We start from the raw sequence: 17,175 nt of genomic DNA, 5'->3' as shown, positions 1-17,175 counted from the left end.
GTGGGATGCTTCAAATTCTGCCGCCCCGCCAGCCGGGACATTTTTGCATATTATTTGATCCCGCCCCCCTCAGTCGCTACGGCGCTTCAGGTTAAAGTATCGACAGATAACCAGACGTCGCGGACAGCAGAGGAATTATGCAGGTTGATCGGTCACAGCAGCGGGCAATCACACGATTGTGCATCCAGTGTGGTCTTTTTTTGTTACAGCACGGCGCCGAAAGTGCGCTGGTGGAAGAGCTATCCACCCGCCTCGGACGGGCGCTGGGAATGGACAGCGTCGAAAGCGCCATCTCGTCTAATGCCATCGTGCTGACCACCATTAAAGATGGCGAATGTCTCACCTCAACGCGTAAAAATGTCGACCGCGGCATCAATATGCATGTGGTAACGGAAGTGCAGCACATTGTGATCCTCGCCGAACATAAGCTGCTCGACTATCGCGATGTCGAGAAGCGCTTTTCGCAGATCGTTCCCTTGCGTTATCCGCGCTGGCTGCTGGTCATCATGGTGGGGCTCTCCTGCGCCTGTTTCTGCAAACTGAATAACGGCGGCTGGGACGGTGCGCTGGTCAGCTTCTGCGCCAGTACGGTAGCCATGTACATTCGCCAGGTGCTGACCCACCGGTCCATGCATCCGCAGATCAACTTCTGCATCACCGCCTTTGTCGCCACAACCATCTCCGGGCTGCTGCTGCGCCTCCCGGCCTTTGCCAGTACGCCGACCATTGCCATGGCCGCCAGCGTCCTGCTGCTGGTTCCGGGTTTTCCTTTGATCAACGCCGTCGCCGATATGTTTAAAGGGCATATTAATACGGGGCTCGCCCGCTGGGCGATCGCGAGCCTGTTAACCCTTGCCACCTGCATTGGCGTGGTGATGGCGATGACCGTATGGGGGCTGCGCGGATGGGCATAATCTCGTTTATTTTCGCACTGGCGGAAGACATGCTGCTGGCGGCAATCCCTGCCGTTGGTTTTGCCATGGTCTTTAATGTCCCCCAGCGCGCCTTGCGCTGGTGCGCGCTGCTGGGGGCGATCGGTCACGGCTCGCGCATGGTCATGATGAGCGCCGGTTTTAACATTGAATGGGCCACCTTTCTCGCCGCGCTGCTGGTGGGCAGCATCGGCATTCAGTGGTCACGCTGGTATCTGGCGCATCCGAAGATTTTTACCGTCGCCGCCGTGATCCCGATGTTTCCCGGCATCTCGGCCTATACCGCGATGATCTCCGCGGTAAAGATCAGCCATTTTGGCTATTCTGAAGAGATGATGATTTTGCTGCTGAGCAATTTTTTAAAGGCGTCGTCTATTGTGGGCGCCCTTTCTATTGGCCTGTCGATACCCGGTCTGTGGCTGTATCGTAAGCGCCCTCGCGTCTGACCCCGGCGTCGCGGTACAGCCGCGACGCTCCTTCCGCGATGGGCTCTGTGCTACTATGTGCAGATCACCCCACTCTTTGCAGTTCAGAGTTGAGATAGAGTTATGTCTTCGCGAATTTTAACCTCCCATTTTAGCGGCCTGGAAGAGTTCCTCCAGCAGCACGCGGCGCTGCTGGCGAAATCAACTGACGGCACCGTTGCCGTTTTTGCCAATAACGCGCCGGCATTCTATGCGCTGACGCCAGCGCGGCTGGCGCAGTTGCTGGAGCTGGAAGCCAGGCTGGCGCGCCCCGGCAGTGACATCGCCCTTGACCCGCAGTTTTTCGAGGAGCCATCCGCGGCGCCAGTTGCGGTGCCAATGGGCAAATTTGCCATGTACGCCGACTGGCAGCCTGACGCCGATTTTCAGCGCCTGGCCGCGCTATGGGGCATTGCCCTGAGCCAGCCAGTCACGCCGGAAGAGCTGGCTGCCTTCGTCGCTTACTGGCAGGCGGAAGGTAAAGTGTTTCACCACGTGCAGTGGCAGCAGAAGCTGGCGCGTAGCGTGCAAATCAGCCGCGCCAGCAACGGCGGACAGCCGAAGCGCGATGTGAACAGCGTGAGCGAACCCGACAGTCATATTCCGCGAGGTTTCCGAGGATGAGCATGAAAAACGTGGGCGACCTGATGAAGCGTCTGCAGAAAATGATGCCGGCCCATATCGAACCGGCGTTTAAAACCGGCGAAGAACTGCTGGCCTGGCAAAAAGAGCAAGGCCGGCTGCGTTCCGAAGCGCTGGAGCGGGAGAATCGCGCGATGAAAATGCAGCGCACCTTCAACCGCTCAGGGATCCGCCCGCTGCATCAGAACTGTTCCTTTGATAACTACCGCGTCGAGTGCGAAGGACAGATGAACGCCCTCGCCCGCGCACGTCAGTATGTGGAAGAGTTCGATGGCAATATCGCCAGCTTTATCTTCTCCGGTAAACCGGGGACCGGCAAAAATCACCTGGCGGCAGCCATCTGCAACGAGCTGCTGCTGCGCGGGAAGTCGGTCTTAATCATCACCGTGGCCGATATTATGTCGGCGATGAAAGATACCTTTGGCAACCGGGAAACGAGCGAAGAGCAGTTACTGAGCGACCTCAGCAAAGTCGACCTGTTAGTGATTGATGAAATTGGTATGCAGACGGAGTCTCGCTATGAGAAGGTCATTATCAATCAGATAGTTGACCGTCGTTCTTCATCCAAACGGCCTACCGGGATGCTCACCAACAGTAATATGGAAGAGATGAACAAGCTGCTCGGCGAACGGGTAATGGACCGTATGCGGCTGGGGAACAGTCTGTGGGTTATCTTCAACTGGGAAAGTTACCGGCACCGCGTCACTGGCAAGGAGTATTAAGAGATTTCCGGACGATGACGGCGTTATACTAAAGCGATTATTCAGTCACGCTTATGAGTCCGTCTATGAAATCGTTTAAAAATGGCTTACTTGCCGCTTTTGCCGCCAGTGCATTTACCCTCGCCGGCGCTCACGCTGCCTCCTGGCAGGATTCTCTTAACAGCGCCGCCAGCCAGCTTAGCGGCAGCAGCACCCAGGCTGGCAGCGGCGGCATGTCCGTCTCCTCGCTAACCAGCCTGCTCAGCGGCAGCAGCCAGTCTCTGACCGCCAGCAGCATGAATAATGCGGCCGGGATCCTGTCATATTGCGCGCAACAGAAACTGGCCTCCGTGACCAGCGCCGATAACGTCAAAAACCAGGTGCTGGATAAACTGGGACTCAGCACGCCGGAAAAACAGAAACAAGACACCAACTATCTCGATGGCCTGCAGGGCTTGCTCAACAGTAATAACGGCCAGCAGCTGGACCTGAATACGCTTGGCAACAGCTCGCTGGCGAAACAGGTGAAAACCAAAGCCTGCGATCTGGTCTTAAAACAGGGCGTTAACTTCCTCTCCTGATACGTACTGCTCATGCCGCGTTTGTTGCCTTCGCGACGGCAGCGCGGCCTGAAACGGTTTTTTTACCCTTTTTCCCTCTCCGCTTCCCCGCCACACCCGATGCGACACCGATCAAAAAAGGCAACATCTAAACCAATTCTGAATAACTGCACAGTTTCATGACGCTAGAATTGCAGCAAGATGGCGCTGCAATTACAGTGTGGCGTGAAAAGTAATCTATTCTGCCAGCCGACAACTGGCGCTAATGAGGATGAGCTGTGTCAGAGTTGTTATCCATCGCCTTATTTTTAGCTTCGGTGGTGCTGTATGCCTGGAAAGCGGGTCGTAACACTTGGTGGTTTGCCGCCACGCTCACGGTGTTAGGTCTGTTCGTGGTGCTGAACATCACCCTCTACGCCAGCGACTACTTTACCGGCGACGGCATCAACGACGCGGTGCTCTATACCCTGACCAACAGCCTGACTGGCGCCGGGATCGGCAAATACATTCTGCCGGGCGTCGGGGTGGGCGTCGCGCTGGTTGCCGTCTTTGGCGCGCTGGGCTGGGTGCTGCGCCGCCGTCGGCATCATCCTCATCACGTCGGTTACAGCCTGGCGGCGCTGCTGCTGGCGCTGGCCTCCGTGGATGCCAGCCCGGCCTTCCATCAGATCAGCGAGCTGGTGAAATCGCAGTCACGGGAAGGTGACCCGGACTTTGCCGCATACTACAAAGAGCCGTCGAAGCGTATCGACAATCCACAGCTGAACCTGGTCTATATCTATGGCGAAAGCCTCGAGCGTACCTATTTTGATAACGATGCCTTTCCTAACCTCACCCCTGAGCTCGGCAAAATAAAAGATCAGGGCCTCGATTTCAGCAATACCATGCAGCTCCCGGGGACGGATTACACCATCGCCGGTATGGTCGCCTCGCAGTGCGGCATTCCGCTGTTCGCGCCGTTTGAAGGCAACGCCTCGGCCTCGGTCTCCAGCTTCTTTCCCCAGAATATCTGCCTTGGCGATATCCTGAAAAACTCCGGCTATGAAAACTATTTTGTGCAGGGAGCCAACCTGCGCTTTGCCGGCAAAGACGTGTTTCTCAAATCCCACGGCTTCGATCACCTGTACGGGGCGGAAGAGCTCAAAACTACGGTAGCGGATCCCGCCTATCGCAACGACTGGGGCTTCTATGACGACACCGTGCTCGATGAGACGTGGAAAAAATTCGAAGAGCTGTCGCGCTCCGGTAAACGCTTCTCGCTGTTCGCCCTGACGGTGGATACCCACCACCCCGATGGCTTTATCTCGCGCACCTGCGAGCGTAAACGCTATGACGTGGACGGTAAGAAAAACCTCTCCTTCAGCGCCGTTAGCTGCAGCCAGGAACATATCGCCGCGCTGATAGAGAAGATTAAAGCCTCACCCTATTTCAAAAACACGGTCATCGTGGTCTCTTCCGATCACCTGGCCATGAAAAACAGCGCCTGGGATTACCTCAACAAGCACGATCGCAGCAATCTGTTCTTCGTCCTGCGCGGCGATAAACCGCAGCAGGAGACCCTGGCGGTGAAACGCAACACCATGGATAACGGCGCGACGGTGCTCGATATTCTCGGCGGCGATAACTATATCGGCCTCGGGCGCAGCAGCCTCTCCGGCCAGTCGCTCTCCGGTATTTTCATGAATATGAAAGAGAAGGTCCTGGCCTGGAAACCGGACGTGATCCGCCTGTGGAACTTCCCGAAAGAGATGAAAAACTTCACCATCGATTCGCAGAAGAACATGATCGCCTTCTCCGGCAGCCATTTCCGTCTGCCGCTACTGCTCAGGGTATCAAACCAGCGCGTTGAACCGCTGCCGGAGAGCGAATACTCTGCGCCGCTGCGCTTCCAGCTGGCCGATTTCGCGCCGCGGGATAATTTCGTCTGGGTCGATCGCTGCTATAAAATGGGGCAGCTGTGGGCGCCTGAACTCGCGCTCTCTACCGACTGGTGCGTCTCGCAGGGGCAGCTGGGCGGTGAGCAAAAGGTTCAGCACGTCGATAAGCCGCAGTGGCAAGGCAAAACCGCTTTCAGGGATACCCTTATCGATATGGAGCGCTATAAGGGGAACGTCGATACGCTAAAAGTCGTCGACAACGATATTCGCTACAAGGCCGACAGCTTCGTGTTTAACGTCGCCGGCGCCCCGGAAGAGGTCAAGCAGTTCAGCGGCATTTCGCGTCCCGAGTCCTGGGGTCGGTGGTCCAATGCCCAGCTGGGCAGCGACGTGAAGATTGAATATAAAGAGCCACTACCGGAAAAATTTGATCTGGTGATCACCGCCAAAGCTTACGGCCCAAACGCCAATAAGCCGATCCCGGTGCGGGTAGGTGAAAGTGAGCAAGTGCTTACGCTGGCCAATGATGTGACCACTACGACGCTGCATTTCGACAACCCGTCGCGCAGCAACACCCTGACCATCCCTCCGCCGGACCCGCAGTCCACCAACGAGGGCAATATCCTTGGTCACTCCCCACGTCAGCTGGGGATCGGCATGGTGGAGATCAAAGTGGTGAAAAGCGAAGGCTAAAACCATCCTGCCCGGCGGGTTTCCGCGCCGGGCAACGGTTGCCGTGGCAGGGCGTTAACCCTACAGCGGCTGTAGTTCATCAGCCGACAGTCCGGTAATTTTCTGTACCATCTCTTTGTCGAGGCCATTTTGTAACATACTGCCGGCAATGCGCAGCGCCTCGCGCCGGCTTCCTTCCTGCAAGCCCTCCTGGTGCCCTTCTTCCCGGCCTTCTAGTCGACCTTCCTGCCGACCTTCCTGCTTAAGCTTTTGCGCGATAGACATCAGTGTCTCCTCATACTGTGGCAGACGGCGGGCCAGCCGGCGGAGAAACACGCCCGGCTCGGCCGTATTACCGTACTGCAGCATATAGTGAAACAGCATTCTCAACTGCCGACGGTTAGTGTATCCCAGCATCACAACGGCCGCCAACGACTCCGTTATGCCGCTGAGATCGCGCTGACGAATATGTTTTTGCATCAGCTCCAGCAAGGCGACTCGCCGATGCTGCACGATGTCATCGTCCGGCATCACCGTAACGTCGATCAACGGAAACGAACAGCCATACAGCGTCTTCGCCATTTGCGGGTCGGCAAATTCATCCAGCCAGTTGAGGGAAAAGGGGTATGGACTGGTCACACCGTGATAAAAAAGCATCGGCACCACCAACGGCAGCGTTTTGTGCCCGGCATCCAGATGGCGCTGCATTGCGGCAATCGCATAGCGCATCAGGCGAAACGCCATATGGTTATCCGGTGAGCTCTGATGCTCTATCACCACATAAACATACCCCGCACCGCAGGTAGTTTGCACCGACCAGAGGACGTCCGAATACCAGGCGCGCAGATCCTCATCGATAAAGCTCGCCGATTGCAGTCTCAGGGTAGCGAAATCGCACTGCTGGCGGATCGCTTCGGGAAGGTAGAGGGCGAGGAAATCATTCGCCGTCTCCGGGTGGCGAAGAAATCGTTTAAAGACCGCATCGTGCGGCGTCGAGGTCATCCGTTTTTTCATGGCCATCCGCTTGCCTGAAAGAGAAGGAAAGCCGGACTCTACCACCGGTTTTTACCCGAATGGATTTGACGATAATTTTCTGGGAAGCGCCTCGGAGAATAGCATGGCGGCCAGCCCGGCTGGCCGCCATCAACACAGCTTAGTAATCAAACTGACGGTAGTAACGGCGGATATTGAGGTCGTGGCCGGTATGGTGTTCAAAGTGGGCCGCCAGCCGATCCACCAGCAGGGTGGACACCACGCACGGCGCCATAATCCAGCGGAACGCGTCATCAATGCCGTTCAGCGGATAGTCGCGCGGGTCGATTACCACCAGATGGTCAGTTATCTTTTCGGCAAAGCGTTCGACGCGCTCGTCCAGCGCCCGGCATTTCCCCTCTCCTTTCACCAGAAACAGCGGGACCTCTTTTTCCAGCAGCTCCAGGGTGCCGTGGAAAAATTCAGCCGAGCTCACGGATTTCGTCCGCTTCCACTGCATCTCTTCGAGAATACACATTGAGAACAGGTAGACCTCGCCCCACATTTCCGCGCCGCCAATCCACATCATATAGTCGCAGTCGTGGTATTGTGCGGCAATGCTATCCGCCTGGAGATCGAACTGGCGTTTGGCCTGCAGGAGATTTTCCGGCAGTAATTCGAGCTGGCTGGAAAATCGCGCATAATTTTCAAACTCGCCGTGACGATAAATAACGCGGAAGAATAACCAGTACAGCAGCATATATTCATATTCCACACCGTTTTTGTGGCACATCGGAATATGCCAGCTGGCGGCGGCGGCCAATGGCGAGTCGGCATGACGGGTAATAGCCACCACGCGGATCCCCTGCGCCTTGCACCACTCGGCAATAGCCACCGACTCTTTGGTATCACCGGATTTAGATAACGTTACGACAACTGCATCTTTATTTAATTTTTTATGTCCGCGATGAATTAATTCGGCCGCCTGCTCAAGATATACCGGCACACTGGTTAATTCTTTGGCAAACTCATTAATGGCCATCATCGGTGCCAGAGAACCGCCTACCGAGGCAAAAAATAATGCGCTGCAGCCGCTGTCATAAATATCGTCGGCCACGATTTCAGCCTGTTTACGCGCAGCGATGATCTCGCGAGCACTGGTCAGGTACTCGTCCTGATTAAAACCCAACATAGTTTTCTCCTGAATATTCAGATTTTACTTTTTAATACGCGGTCAAAATCGTCAAAAATACGTTTAGCCAGATCGATGCCTTTCAGTCCGGCGGTATGCCAGGCCAGCATCTGGACGGAAACAATCAGCAACAGCGGCGCCAGGTGATGCTCGCACGGACAGTTTAGCGCCAGCGTCTGCGCATCCTCGTCATCGCTCAGCGTTAGCGTAAAAGCCCGGGCAATGGACGGCGCCATATAGTCCCGCAGCGCCCGGGTTCGCGCATCCGGCGCATCTTCAATAAACAGCATCACATGGCGGGCGTTGGCTTCCAGATAGGGACCGTGCATATAGGCTTCCAGCTCAAAGCCGCTGGAAGGCACGCGCACCGTTTCAGTAAATTTGGTTTCAAATTCCTTCGCCACGCCAACCAGCGCACCGTAGCCGGTGGCGACAAAGCGCTCCCCGCTCCGCAGCGTTTCGCTATACCGGTCGATAAAGCGCGAGGTGCGGGCGATAACATCCGGGATCGCCGCAACCAGCCGCTGGAATTCAGCGAGATAGTGCTGCTCCTCGACCTCGCTGACTTTCCCCTGCTGACGAGCAATGATCAGCGCTATCAGCAACAGATTCAGCACCGTCGCGCTAAAACCGCGGGTCACAAACCCTACGCTCTCGATCCCGGTATTGATATCCAGAACGCCATCGCAAGCGCGGGCTATCGGGCTTTGCGGGTCGGAGGTCAGGGCAAATACCGGCAATCCTGAGGCCTGTACCTTACGCATCGCCTCCAGCGTTGACGCGCTTTTCCCGCTCTGTGAAATCGCCACCACCAGATCGGTATGCGGGTCGATCGCTTCGTAATGGGTAAAGTTGTACGGCTCTTTAATGTCAACCAGCACGCCGAAGCGTTGTTCAAAGAAATAGCGCGCGCACAGCGCGGCATTCAGCGACGATCCGGTCGCCAGCAGCAAAATTCGGCGTACCGGGTGCTGGCGGGCAAAGGTCTCAATCGCCGCCAGCTTTTGCCGGTAGCCACGCAGGATCTGCGCCAGGCAGGCCGGCTCTTCACGGATATAGGTCATCATTGTTGGTCGCATAGCTCACTCCCGTTAAAACAATCCGATCCACGAACCCAGAATGCCCACCAGCGCCATGCCGCCAATAATTGAGAGCGGTTTAACTTTCCGTCCCAGCAGCCAGTAGACGATGCCAAAACTCACCAGCGGCAGCATGCAGGGCAGAATGTCATTGATAATGTCCTGCACCTGAGTTTTGGCTTCTCCGGCACCAAAGGAGAGAGGGATGGTGATATCGATCATTGAGGCGGTCATCGCCCCGACCACCATCAGGCCGATAATCGACGCTCCGTAGGTCAGGCTCTCCATCATTCCGCTCTTCTGGATCCGCTGCAGGACCCCGGTTCCCAGCACGTAGCCCCAGCGGGTAAAGCACCAGCGCACCAGAATGTGCGGCACGTTAAACACCAGCAGAAACAGGATCGGCCCGAGGATGTTGCCCTTCAGCGCCAGGCTGGTGCCGATCCCGGTGGCGATCAGGCGCAGCGTCCCCCAGAAGAAAGAGTCCCCCAGCCCGGCCAGCGGCCCCATCAGCGAGGCTTTGACGTTATCAATCGCAGTGGCATCCATGTTTTTCTGCTGGCTGTTTTTCTCCTCCATCGCCGTGGTGATCCCCAGCAGCAGGGTGACGATATGCGGCGTGGTATTGAAAAACACCAGATGACGTTTCAGCGCCCTGGCTAGCTCCTCTTTGCGCGGATAGAGCTTTTTCAGCACCGGAATCAGCGCGTAAACAAAGGCGAGATTCATCTGCCGCTCATAGTTCCACGAGAACTCCATCTGGAAGGAGCGCCAGAACACCCGGCGTAAATCTCGTGGCGTAATCTGGGTTTCTTCCTGCTCCTGCGGTTGCAGGGTCTCTTCAGAAATCGTCTTCGTCGTCATCGCTGACTCCTTGTTCTGTCGTCGTACGAGGTGAATTCAACGCGGTGACGTTAACCATGACCACCGCCACGATGGCGCCGAGAATGGCGATGCCGGTCACCGGGATTTTCAAATAAGCCATTAGCACAAAGCCGAGGAAAAAGTACGGCGCCACTTTCTTGTTAATCAGCAACCTGGCAAGCATCGCGAAGCCGAGCGCCGGGATCATGCCGGTGGCGACGCTGAGCCCGTGTTTGATAAATTCCGGGATGGTATCGAGCAGGGATTTCACCGCGTTGCTGCCCACCAGGAATGAAACGGTGACCACCGTGGCCAGCATCAGCGACAGCCCGAAGCCGGCAATCAGATGCATCCGCTCAATGCCCCGCGTATCCGCCCGTTCCGCATACCCGTCCGCCTTCTGGCTGAGCATCGGGATAAACATCCCCAGATAAACGTTTTTCAGGATCAGGGTCAGGGTGGCGATAGGCAGGCCGAGCAACAGCGCCGTTTCCGTGCCCGCGCCGGAGGTGATGGCGAACGCCACGCCGAGAATACCGCCCGTCACCACGTCGGGCGGGATCGAGGCACCAACGGAGAAAGAGCCGATAAACGCCAGCTCCAGCGTCGCGCCCATAATGACGCCGGTCTGTACATCCCCCAGCACCAGTCCGGTCAACAGCCCGGTGACGATAGGCCGGGAAATCAGCGACGTCCCTAAGGCATATTCCGATTGCGCGATAAACGCCACCAGACCCAGTAAGAGAGCCTCTACCATAATCTGTCCTCCGGAATTACACGCATTCCGTAAAAAGCTGTTTGCGATCGTTCGGGACCTGGCGAATCTCCACCTCGACGCCCTTCCCCACCAGTTGTTGTAGCTGCTCTATTTCTGTCGGCAGTAAATTAATCGCCTTAGAGATATTTTTACTGCCCTCTTTAGCCTTAATTCCGCCGAGATTTATGCTTTTTATTTCCCCGATAGCGCAGGCAATACGCCAGGCGTCATTGACCGATTCCACGACAATAAATAAATTATATTTATCGGTCACCCCACTTTTTATCGCCTCAATAGCATCATTGATATTTTTAATCACCAGTTTTACCGAGGGCGGTTTGGCAAGCTTAATGGTGGTTTTCCGCAGTTCATCTTCAGGGACACTGTCGTTGGCGATCAAAATGCAATCGGCGCCGACATATTGGGTCCAGGAAAAGGCCACCTGGCCGTGAAGTAATCGATGGTCTACCCTTAATAACGTAATCATCATGCTTCCTCATTTCAGAAGTCTTTATCCATAGTCATCGCACTGGCAATCGTTTGATTGCAGTACTGAATGCTCTCTTTGGCGCTGGTTAATGCTTCGGTAATTAATTTTTCAGTATTCTCTTCCGCTGCGGAAATCAGCAAGTCAATAATTAACGGCAGATTTAAACCTGATAATAAATGGAAGTGTGGGCGTGATAAAAAACGCACAAACTCGTTATTCACACTACCGGCGAAAATATCCGTAATCACTATCAGCTCATCCTGTGCCGGGAAACGCGCCAGTAGCGCCTCCACCTGCTGCGTGAGATCGGACTCCTCTTCTACATAGGCGCACAGGGTATGAATATCCGGCTGTTTACCGAGGATTAGCTCCACGGAGTTCAGCAAACCGTTAGCAAAGGTGCCATGGCTGGCAAAAATATAGTGTCGTTTCATCCTTACCTCGAAAGCGCATTCCACTGCTTTCTTAATTGCAACCGGCGTGCCAGAAACAGTGGCGCGCTGGTTAGCGCAAAGACGAACGGACTGAGGGAACTAAAACTCTTGATCTTCCTGAATAAATTCCGTTTCCCGCGTCAGGATATCATGAATGTAGCAGAGCTCGACGACGGGGATTTTGACACTATACCCGCTCTCTATGACACTAAAAGCCTCGCGGAGCGTCGCCAGCTCGCTCTGCGGACACTGCCTTCCGGAATAATGGGATGGCGACGCGTTGCGGATCAGGCGCTCTATCAGACAGCTGATATGCACATACAGCGCCACCTTGCGATCGTTGGGCACGTCGCAGCCGGCCAGATGCTCATAGCGCAGTAAAAACTGCTCGACCTGATTGATGACCTTTGCGGTATCGAGGATCGTCACCGACTCGATCACCCGGCGCAGCGAGAAATTTTTCAGGATCAGGTTATTGATCTCGCTGACTTGTTCAGAGGAGGCCAGCTCGCCGAAGATACGCATCAGCGGGCGGCTGCCCTGGCCGGAAATCAGCGAATCCAGCGAGATCCACGGCAGATCGGCAAGCTGCGGATCCAGGGTACCGACGATCGCCAACACCTCATAGCGGCTGAGCATCGGTTGCCGCCGCGCGGGATCGGCGAGCGTTTCCACATCACAGGCCACAATATCGATCCCCAGCGCTTCAGGAATGCTGGCTTTTAACAGCGCCGACAGATTCGCTGCCGCGCCCAGACCGGTCGCGCAGGTCGTAAGAATCGCCCGCGGTTTATCGGTTTGCGGGTAATAGAGCTGGTGCTCAACCGCAAGGTCATCGCCGAGGTCGCGGACGATATCTTCCAGCATAACGCCCTGCAAAATGCGCTCCCCAACGTACATCGCCATCCCGGTCGAGACGTTATTAATTATCGCCATCGGCGTACTCAGCCGACGATTAAAATGGCGATGAATGGCGTTCAGCGATCCCATATCGACCAGAATGATCAACCCTGACGCCAGAGCGTGGCTCTCAATCCAGGCCATCACCTGGTTAGCAATAGCCTCCGGCGTCACGTCGAGCGGCATATCGAATGACTCAAACAGCTGGCTTTTCAGCAACCGGTTCGCCACGTTGGCGATGCTGCTGGCGGTGGCGTAACCGTGGGCGAGGATAATTGCCCGGGTCACCTGCTGCTGGCTGATGGCGCCATTTTTATGTAACCACAGCACCAGCAGCAGCAGGTCAATGCGCCGGGGTTCAATGTCCAGCTTCAGCGCCAGCGCAGCGAGGATCTCTTCGCAAAAGCGATACAGCAGCGGATATTTCTGCGCCAGAAAATCCTCCAGCAGGCGGCTTTTCTCGTTGCTCATCGTGGACGGCCCCTGCCGGGAACGATGTATCAGGTAGTGGCTTAAAGCGTAGATACAGTTGCCGTTAAACTGGATATTGAAGCGCTTTTCAAGGCGATAAAACTCCTCCCGCACCTGATGCGTTATCAGCAGCAGCATATGCGAACTATTGGCATCGTGATTATCGAAAATCAGCCGATCGAAGAGGGTTTCAATCTCCTCGCCCATGCTTTTTTGCGCCTCATCCCAGAGCGTTTTTTTACTCTGCACCGCCTCATACAGCGCGAGAACGCGGCACTGAGTATCATAAATCAGCCCCTGAATCGGGTCGCGCGCGCGCAGCAGCCAGACCAGGCTGGTCTGCGGCTCGATAAGCAGCGGCTCCTGCTGTCCCATCGCTTCACTGAGCGCTGGCGTCGCAGCCATGATATTTTCCGGCAGATCGTGCAGCGTCACGGTAAGCATCTCGCTGCCCGGACACCTGGCCCAGGCCGACGCCACGGTGTATTTCACCACATTCTTCAGCTCACCGACGTTACCGCGATAAACATAGTGCGTCAGCACCTGTAGCAGCCGGGGCGTCAGCTGCAGCCGGGTAGCCAACGTGCGCGCCTCCTGCCAGAAAAACTGCAGCGTGAGCGCGTCTTTTTCGTGGCGGCTGCGGGTCTGTAAATCAGGCAAGCTAACGAGGATCGGGATACGACGAATAAAGGTGGTCAGAAACGTGCTGTGAATATCTTCGGTGGTGGCAAACACCAGCCTCAGCGAAATCGGCATCCCCTGCGCCGTTTCCCCCACCCGATAGATCTCCTTACGGTCCAGCCAGGTGAACAGCTTCTCCTGCCCCTGCGCATCCAGGCGGTGGACTTCGTCGAGAAACAGCACGCCGCCGTTTGCCGCTTCAAACGCCCCGGCTTTATCGCTCTGCGCGCCGGTAAACGCGCCTTTGACGTAACCAAACAGGTTGGCGGCCAACAGCTCCGGGTTGCTGGCATACTGGGCGCAGTTAAAGCTGACAAAAGGCGCATCGGGCGGCAGCAGCCCCTGGGCGATAGCAAACTCATGCATCAGCTCCGCCATATAGCTCTTGCCAGTTCCGCTGTCGCCAACGATCAGCAGCGGAAGCCCACCGTTGGGATAAAACAGCGCGGTTTTCATCTGTTCGATAGGCTTGCGCAGGCTACCGTCATGGCCGGTCAGCAATGAGAAATGATCCGCCTGCTCCGGCTGCCGGTCGCTCTCTGCGAGCAGTTCCGCCATGCTGGCGTACTCGCTGCGGGAAAGAGGGAAAAACTGCTGGCAGAAGGCGGCTTTATGCAGGAAATAGACTGGTCGAGTATTGATCTTCACCAGCACATCCTGGGCCACCAACTGATTCAGATAGTGGCTGGCGGTATTTCTTTGCATCGCAAAACGCCGGGCCAGGTAGCCAGCGGTGAAGACCTCGCTCAGGTTATCCGGATCAAAAAAATCGGTCTGATTTTGCAGAAAAGCCAACAGTTCCGTTTTACGCATGACATCCCCCTCTTCACCTTACAGAGGCTTATGATGCGGGAAATCCACCAGGCGTTGGCGCTAAATTCACTTTTTGCGGTTCGGAGCACAAAAAAAACGGCGCCCAAATCCGCGGACGCCGCATAACAAAACCGTTACAGCCGCGCCAGGGCCTCCCGCATTCCTGAGCGCAAAATCATTTCCAGATAGCGCGTGACCTGGTCGGAAAGGCCGGGAATAGCCGTCAGATCCTCGCCCCAGTGCGCGTTATCCTGTAAAACCTCCAGCACCAGTCCATGCAGCGGGCTCCCGTTCGCCACCTGCTTCCATCCTTGCGAGAAGCGGGTTAACCAGACGTCATCATCCTGCAGCGGATACACCTGTCCGTCGCGCTGGCCGCGATAGAAGGCGATAAGCGCCGCCAGGGCAAACGTTAGCCGCGGCGGGATCGCGCCGTGCTGGCGGATTGTCGTCAGCAGCTGCGGCAGGATCCGGGTGCGGAACTTAGTCATGCCGTTCAGGGCGATGGCGAGCAATTGATGGCGAATATAGGGATTAAGAAAGCGCCCGGTGACCGCATCGGCAAACTGACGAAGCTCCTCGGCCGGTAAATCGAGCGCCGGGATAATCTCTTCATCAATCGTCTGCTGTACATAATGGCGAATGGCTTCGTCCTGCATCGCTTCGCCAACGGTATCCACCCCGCACAGCCATGCTACCGGCACCAGCGCGGTATGCGCACCGTTAAGAATGGCAACCTTGCGCGCTTTATAGGGCCGGATATCCTCTACGATGCGGATATTAAGCGGGTAGCGATCCAGCCGCAGCGTTTCCGCCAGCGCCTGCGGACCCTGAATGACGAATAACCAAAAGTATTCGGCGGTATCAAGGAAAGCATCATGGTAGCCCAGCTCCGCCTCCAGCTTTTCCGCATCCTCACGCGGATAGCCGGTGACGATGCGGTCAACCAGCGTCGAACAAAATGTATTGGCGGTCTCAACCCAGTCGCGAAAAGCCGCAGGCAGTTGCCACTCTTTGGCGTAGCGTAGCACCAGCGCCTTCAGCGCTTCGCCGTTGTAGTCGATCAGCTCGCAGGGGATAATCGTCCACCCCTTATCCGCAGCGCCATTGAAATGGCGGAAACGTTCGAGCAGCAGTTGGGTCAGCTTCGCCGGGAAGCTAACCGGCGGCTTATCGTCAGGCCGGTCTCCGGCATGATAGCTAATACCCGCTTCGGTAGTATTTGAAAATACGAACGCGATCGCCGGATTACGAGCCAGCGCCAGATAGCTGGCAAAATCCTGCCAGGGATTGAGCTCGTTATTAACGGAGCGAATAATCCGCGATTCGCTCACCGCCTCGCCGCGTTCATTCAACCCACGAATGATCGTGGTATAGAGTCCGTCCTGGGTATTTAACGACGGCGGAAACGCGGTGTTGATCGGGCGAATAATGGTCACGCCCGCCGCCAGATCGGTTTGCTCATTCAGCAGATCCAGCTGCCAGTCAATAAATGCCCGCAGGAAGTTGCCCTCGCCAAACTGAATCGCGCGCGTCGGGTACTGCGGCCCGGGAAAATCTTGTCTGTTTAACGATTTCATAAGCTTACCTGCTAAAAATGAATAACGCCTTTGATCAGCTGACGATTGTTAATCACGTCGCTTTCGTAAATGTCCGCCAGCGATTTGAAGTCGTAACGGTGGGTTAGCATCATCCTGGCGGTGATTTTCCCCTCGGCCATCAGCCGCCCAACTTTGGCAAAATCCTCTTCCGTCGCGTTACGGCTGCCCATCATCGTCGTCTCTTTCTTATGAAATTCCGGGTCGGAGAACTGCAGTTCTCCCTTAAACAGACCAACAAAAATGATGCTGCCGCCGTGACGGATTAAATTAACGGTGTTATTCATCGCCTGCTGATTTCCCGTCGCGTCAATCACTTTCTGCGCCAGAGAACCGCCGAAGGCTGCGCACAGCTGTTCGATAAACTGCGGGTCGGAAGGGTCGAGCGTTGTCAGACCGAGATGCTGTGCCACATGATCGCGCCGCGCCGGGCTGGTATCCGCCACCACCACCTGCGCGCCGTCAGCCTTAGCGATCGCCGCCGCTCCAAGGCCGATGGGGCCCGCGCCAACCACCAGCACCTGCTCCCCTGCCCGGATAGCGGCGCGGCGCACCGCGTGGGCGCTGATGGCGAAGGGTTCAATTAGCGCTGCGGCTTCCGGCTCAACGTCATCCACCACCAGCAGATTGTTTACCGGCACGCAGAGATACTCGCTAAACCCGCCGTCCCGATGCACGCCGATCACCGAAATCTTCTCGCAGCAGTTTGTCCGGCCGTTCAGACAGGCCGGACACTGGCGGCAGGCGACATAGGGAATCACAGCAACCTGTTGGCCGCTCTTCAAATTAAGAATATTTTTACCCAGCCCAATTATCTCACCGCATATTTCATGTCCAAGAACACGCGGATAACTAAAAAAAGGCTGATTGCCGCCCCATGCATGAATGTCTGTCCCACAAATCCCCACAGCCTTTATTTTAATGAGCACTTCATCATCGCCGGGAATGGGAATCTGGCGTTTTTCCCAGTGTAGTTTTTTAGGTTCCTGACACACTAAAGTATTCATCGACGTCATAATAATTGCCTCCGTATTTGTTGGCTTAGATATCAATGAAAAATAGAAGCAGAGTGAAAG

16 protein-coding genes are annotated in these 17,175 nt (G+C 55.9%); 6 read left to right on the top strand and 10 right to left on the bottom strand.

The features are described 5' to 3' along the window. The first annotated feature begins 137 nt into the window (after positions 1-137). The 6 genes from HMPREF3142_RS08185 (at position 138) to opgB (ending at position 5,869) form a co-directional block, all read left to right on the top strand. Positions 138-914 (top strand): threonine/serine exporter family protein, encoded by a 777-nt coding sequence (locus HMPREF3142_RS08185; RefSeq protein WP_032731593.1) that lies wholly within the window; start codon positions 138-140, stop codon positions 912-914. Further along, positions 905-1,378 (top strand): threonine/serine exporter, encoded by a 474-nt coding sequence (locus HMPREF3142_RS08180; RefSeq protein WP_012542936.1) that lies wholly within the window; start codon positions 905-907, stop codon positions 1,376-1,378. Before HMPREF3142_RS08185 ends, HMPREF3142_RS08180 begins: the two co-directional genes overlap by 10 nt. A gap of 102 nt (positions 1,379-1,480) precedes the next feature. Further along, positions 1,481-2,020, top strand: a complete 540-nt coding sequence (gene dnaT, locus HMPREF3142_RS08175; protein ID WP_008807544.1) for a primosomal protein DnaT — start codon at positions 1,481-1,483, stop codon at positions 2,018-2,020. Between the two features lie 2 nt (positions 2,021-2,022). Then, entirely contained in the window at positions 2,023-2,760 is a 738-nt protein-coding gene (dnaC, locus tag HMPREF3142_RS08170; RefSeq protein ID WP_008807545.1) for a DNA replication protein DnaC, read from the top strand. A gap of 65 nt (positions 2,761-2,825) precedes the next feature. After that, the gene (locus HMPREF3142_RS08165) at positions 2,826-3,320 is read left to right on the top strand and encodes a YjjA family protein (protein WP_008807546.1); all 495 of its coding nucleotides are present in this window, start codon (positions 2,826-2,828) and stop codon (positions 3,318-3,320) included. A gap of 257 nt (positions 3,321-3,577) precedes the next feature. After that, positions 3,578-5,869 (top strand): phosphatidylglycerol--membrane-oligosaccharide glycerophosphotransferase, encoded by a 2,292-nt coding sequence (gene opgB / locus HMPREF3142_RS08160; RefSeq protein WP_070611974.1) that lies wholly within the window; start codon positions 3,578-3,580, stop codon positions 5,867-5,869. 60 nt (positions 5,870-5,929) lie between these two features. Here the strand turns inward: opgB and HMPREF3142_RS08155 are convergent, their stop codons facing one another. From HMPREF3142_RS08155 to HMPREF3142_RS08110, 10 genes are all read right to left on the bottom strand, one after another. Then, complete coding sequence (locus tag HMPREF3142_RS08155; RefSeq protein ID WP_165451823.1) at positions 5,930-6,868, bottom strand: Rpn family recombination-promoting nuclease/putative transposase; 939 nt, start codon at positions 6,866-6,868, stop codon at positions 5,930-5,932. Between the two features lie 133 nt (positions 6,869-7,001). After that, positions 7,002-8,012 carry an SIS domain-containing protein gene (locus tag HMPREF3142_RS08150; protein WP_070611972.1) on the bottom strand — a complete coding sequence of 337 codons (1,011 nt, stop codon included), beginning with the start codon at positions 8,010-8,012 and terminating at the stop codon, positions 7,002-7,004. Positions 8,013-8,029: 17 nt separating this feature from the next. Further along, positions 8,030-9,091: an SIS domain-containing protein gene (locus tag HMPREF3142_RS08145; RefSeq protein ID WP_064171333.1), complete on the bottom strand. Its 1,062-nt coding sequence runs from the start codon at positions 9,089-9,091 to the stop codon at positions 8,030-8,032. Positions 9,092-9,103: 12 nt separating this feature from the next. Next, complete coding sequence (locus HMPREF3142_RS08140) at positions 9,104-9,955, bottom strand: PTS system mannose/fructose/sorbose family transporter subunit IID (RefSeq protein WP_008807551.1); 852 nt, start codon at positions 9,953-9,955, stop codon at positions 9,104-9,106. Next, complete coding sequence (locus HMPREF3142_RS08135) at positions 9,933-10,712, bottom strand: PTS mannose/fructose/sorbose/N-acetylgalactosamine transporter subunit IIC (protein WP_008807552.1); 780 nt, start codon at positions 10,710-10,712, stop codon at positions 9,933-9,935. The genes HMPREF3142_RS08140 and HMPREF3142_RS08135 overlap by 23 nt, the downstream gene beginning before the upstream one ends. A 16-nt stretch (positions 10,713-10,728) precedes the next feature. Continuing rightward, positions 10,729-11,199, bottom strand: coding sequence for a PTS sugar transporter subunit IIB (locus HMPREF3142_RS08130; protein WP_012542941.1), 471 nt, complete (start codon positions 11,197-11,199; stop codon positions 10,729-10,731). A 14-nt stretch (positions 11,200-11,213) separates the two neighbouring features. Further along, on the bottom strand, positions 11,214-11,636 hold the full coding sequence (locus HMPREF3142_RS08125; protein ID WP_012542942.1) for a PTS sugar transporter subunit IIA: 423 nt from the start codon (positions 11,634-11,636) through the stop codon (positions 11,214-11,216). A gap of 99 nt (positions 11,637-11,735) precedes the next feature. Continuing rightward, positions 11,736-14,501: a sigma 54-interacting transcriptional regulator gene (locus HMPREF3142_RS08120; protein ID WP_044612941.1), complete on the bottom strand. Its 2,766-nt coding sequence runs from the start codon at positions 14,499-14,501 to the stop codon at positions 11,736-11,738. A gap of 134 nt (positions 14,502-14,635) precedes the next feature. After that, complete coding sequence (locus tag HMPREF3142_RS08115; RefSeq protein WP_046882146.1) at positions 14,636-16,081, bottom strand: tagaturonate reductase; 1,446 nt, start codon at positions 16,079-16,081, stop codon at positions 14,636-14,638. A gap of 11 nt (positions 16,082-16,092) precedes the next feature. Beyond that, entirely contained in the window at positions 16,093-17,115 is a 1,023-nt protein-coding gene (locus HMPREF3142_RS08110) for a zinc-binding alcohol dehydrogenase family protein (RefSeq protein ID WP_032756154.1), read from the bottom strand. Positions 17,116-17,175: the final 60 nt, after the last annotated feature.

The sequence above is a fragment of the Klebsiella sp. HMSC16C06 genome (assembly GCF_001808325.1).
Taxonomy (GTDB): Bacteria; Pseudomonadota; Gammaproteobacteria; order Enterobacterales; family Enterobacteriaceae; genus Klebsiella; species Klebsiella variicola.
Note: the sequence above shows the minus strand (reverse complement) of the source record. Positions and strands in the feature narration are given on the sequence as shown.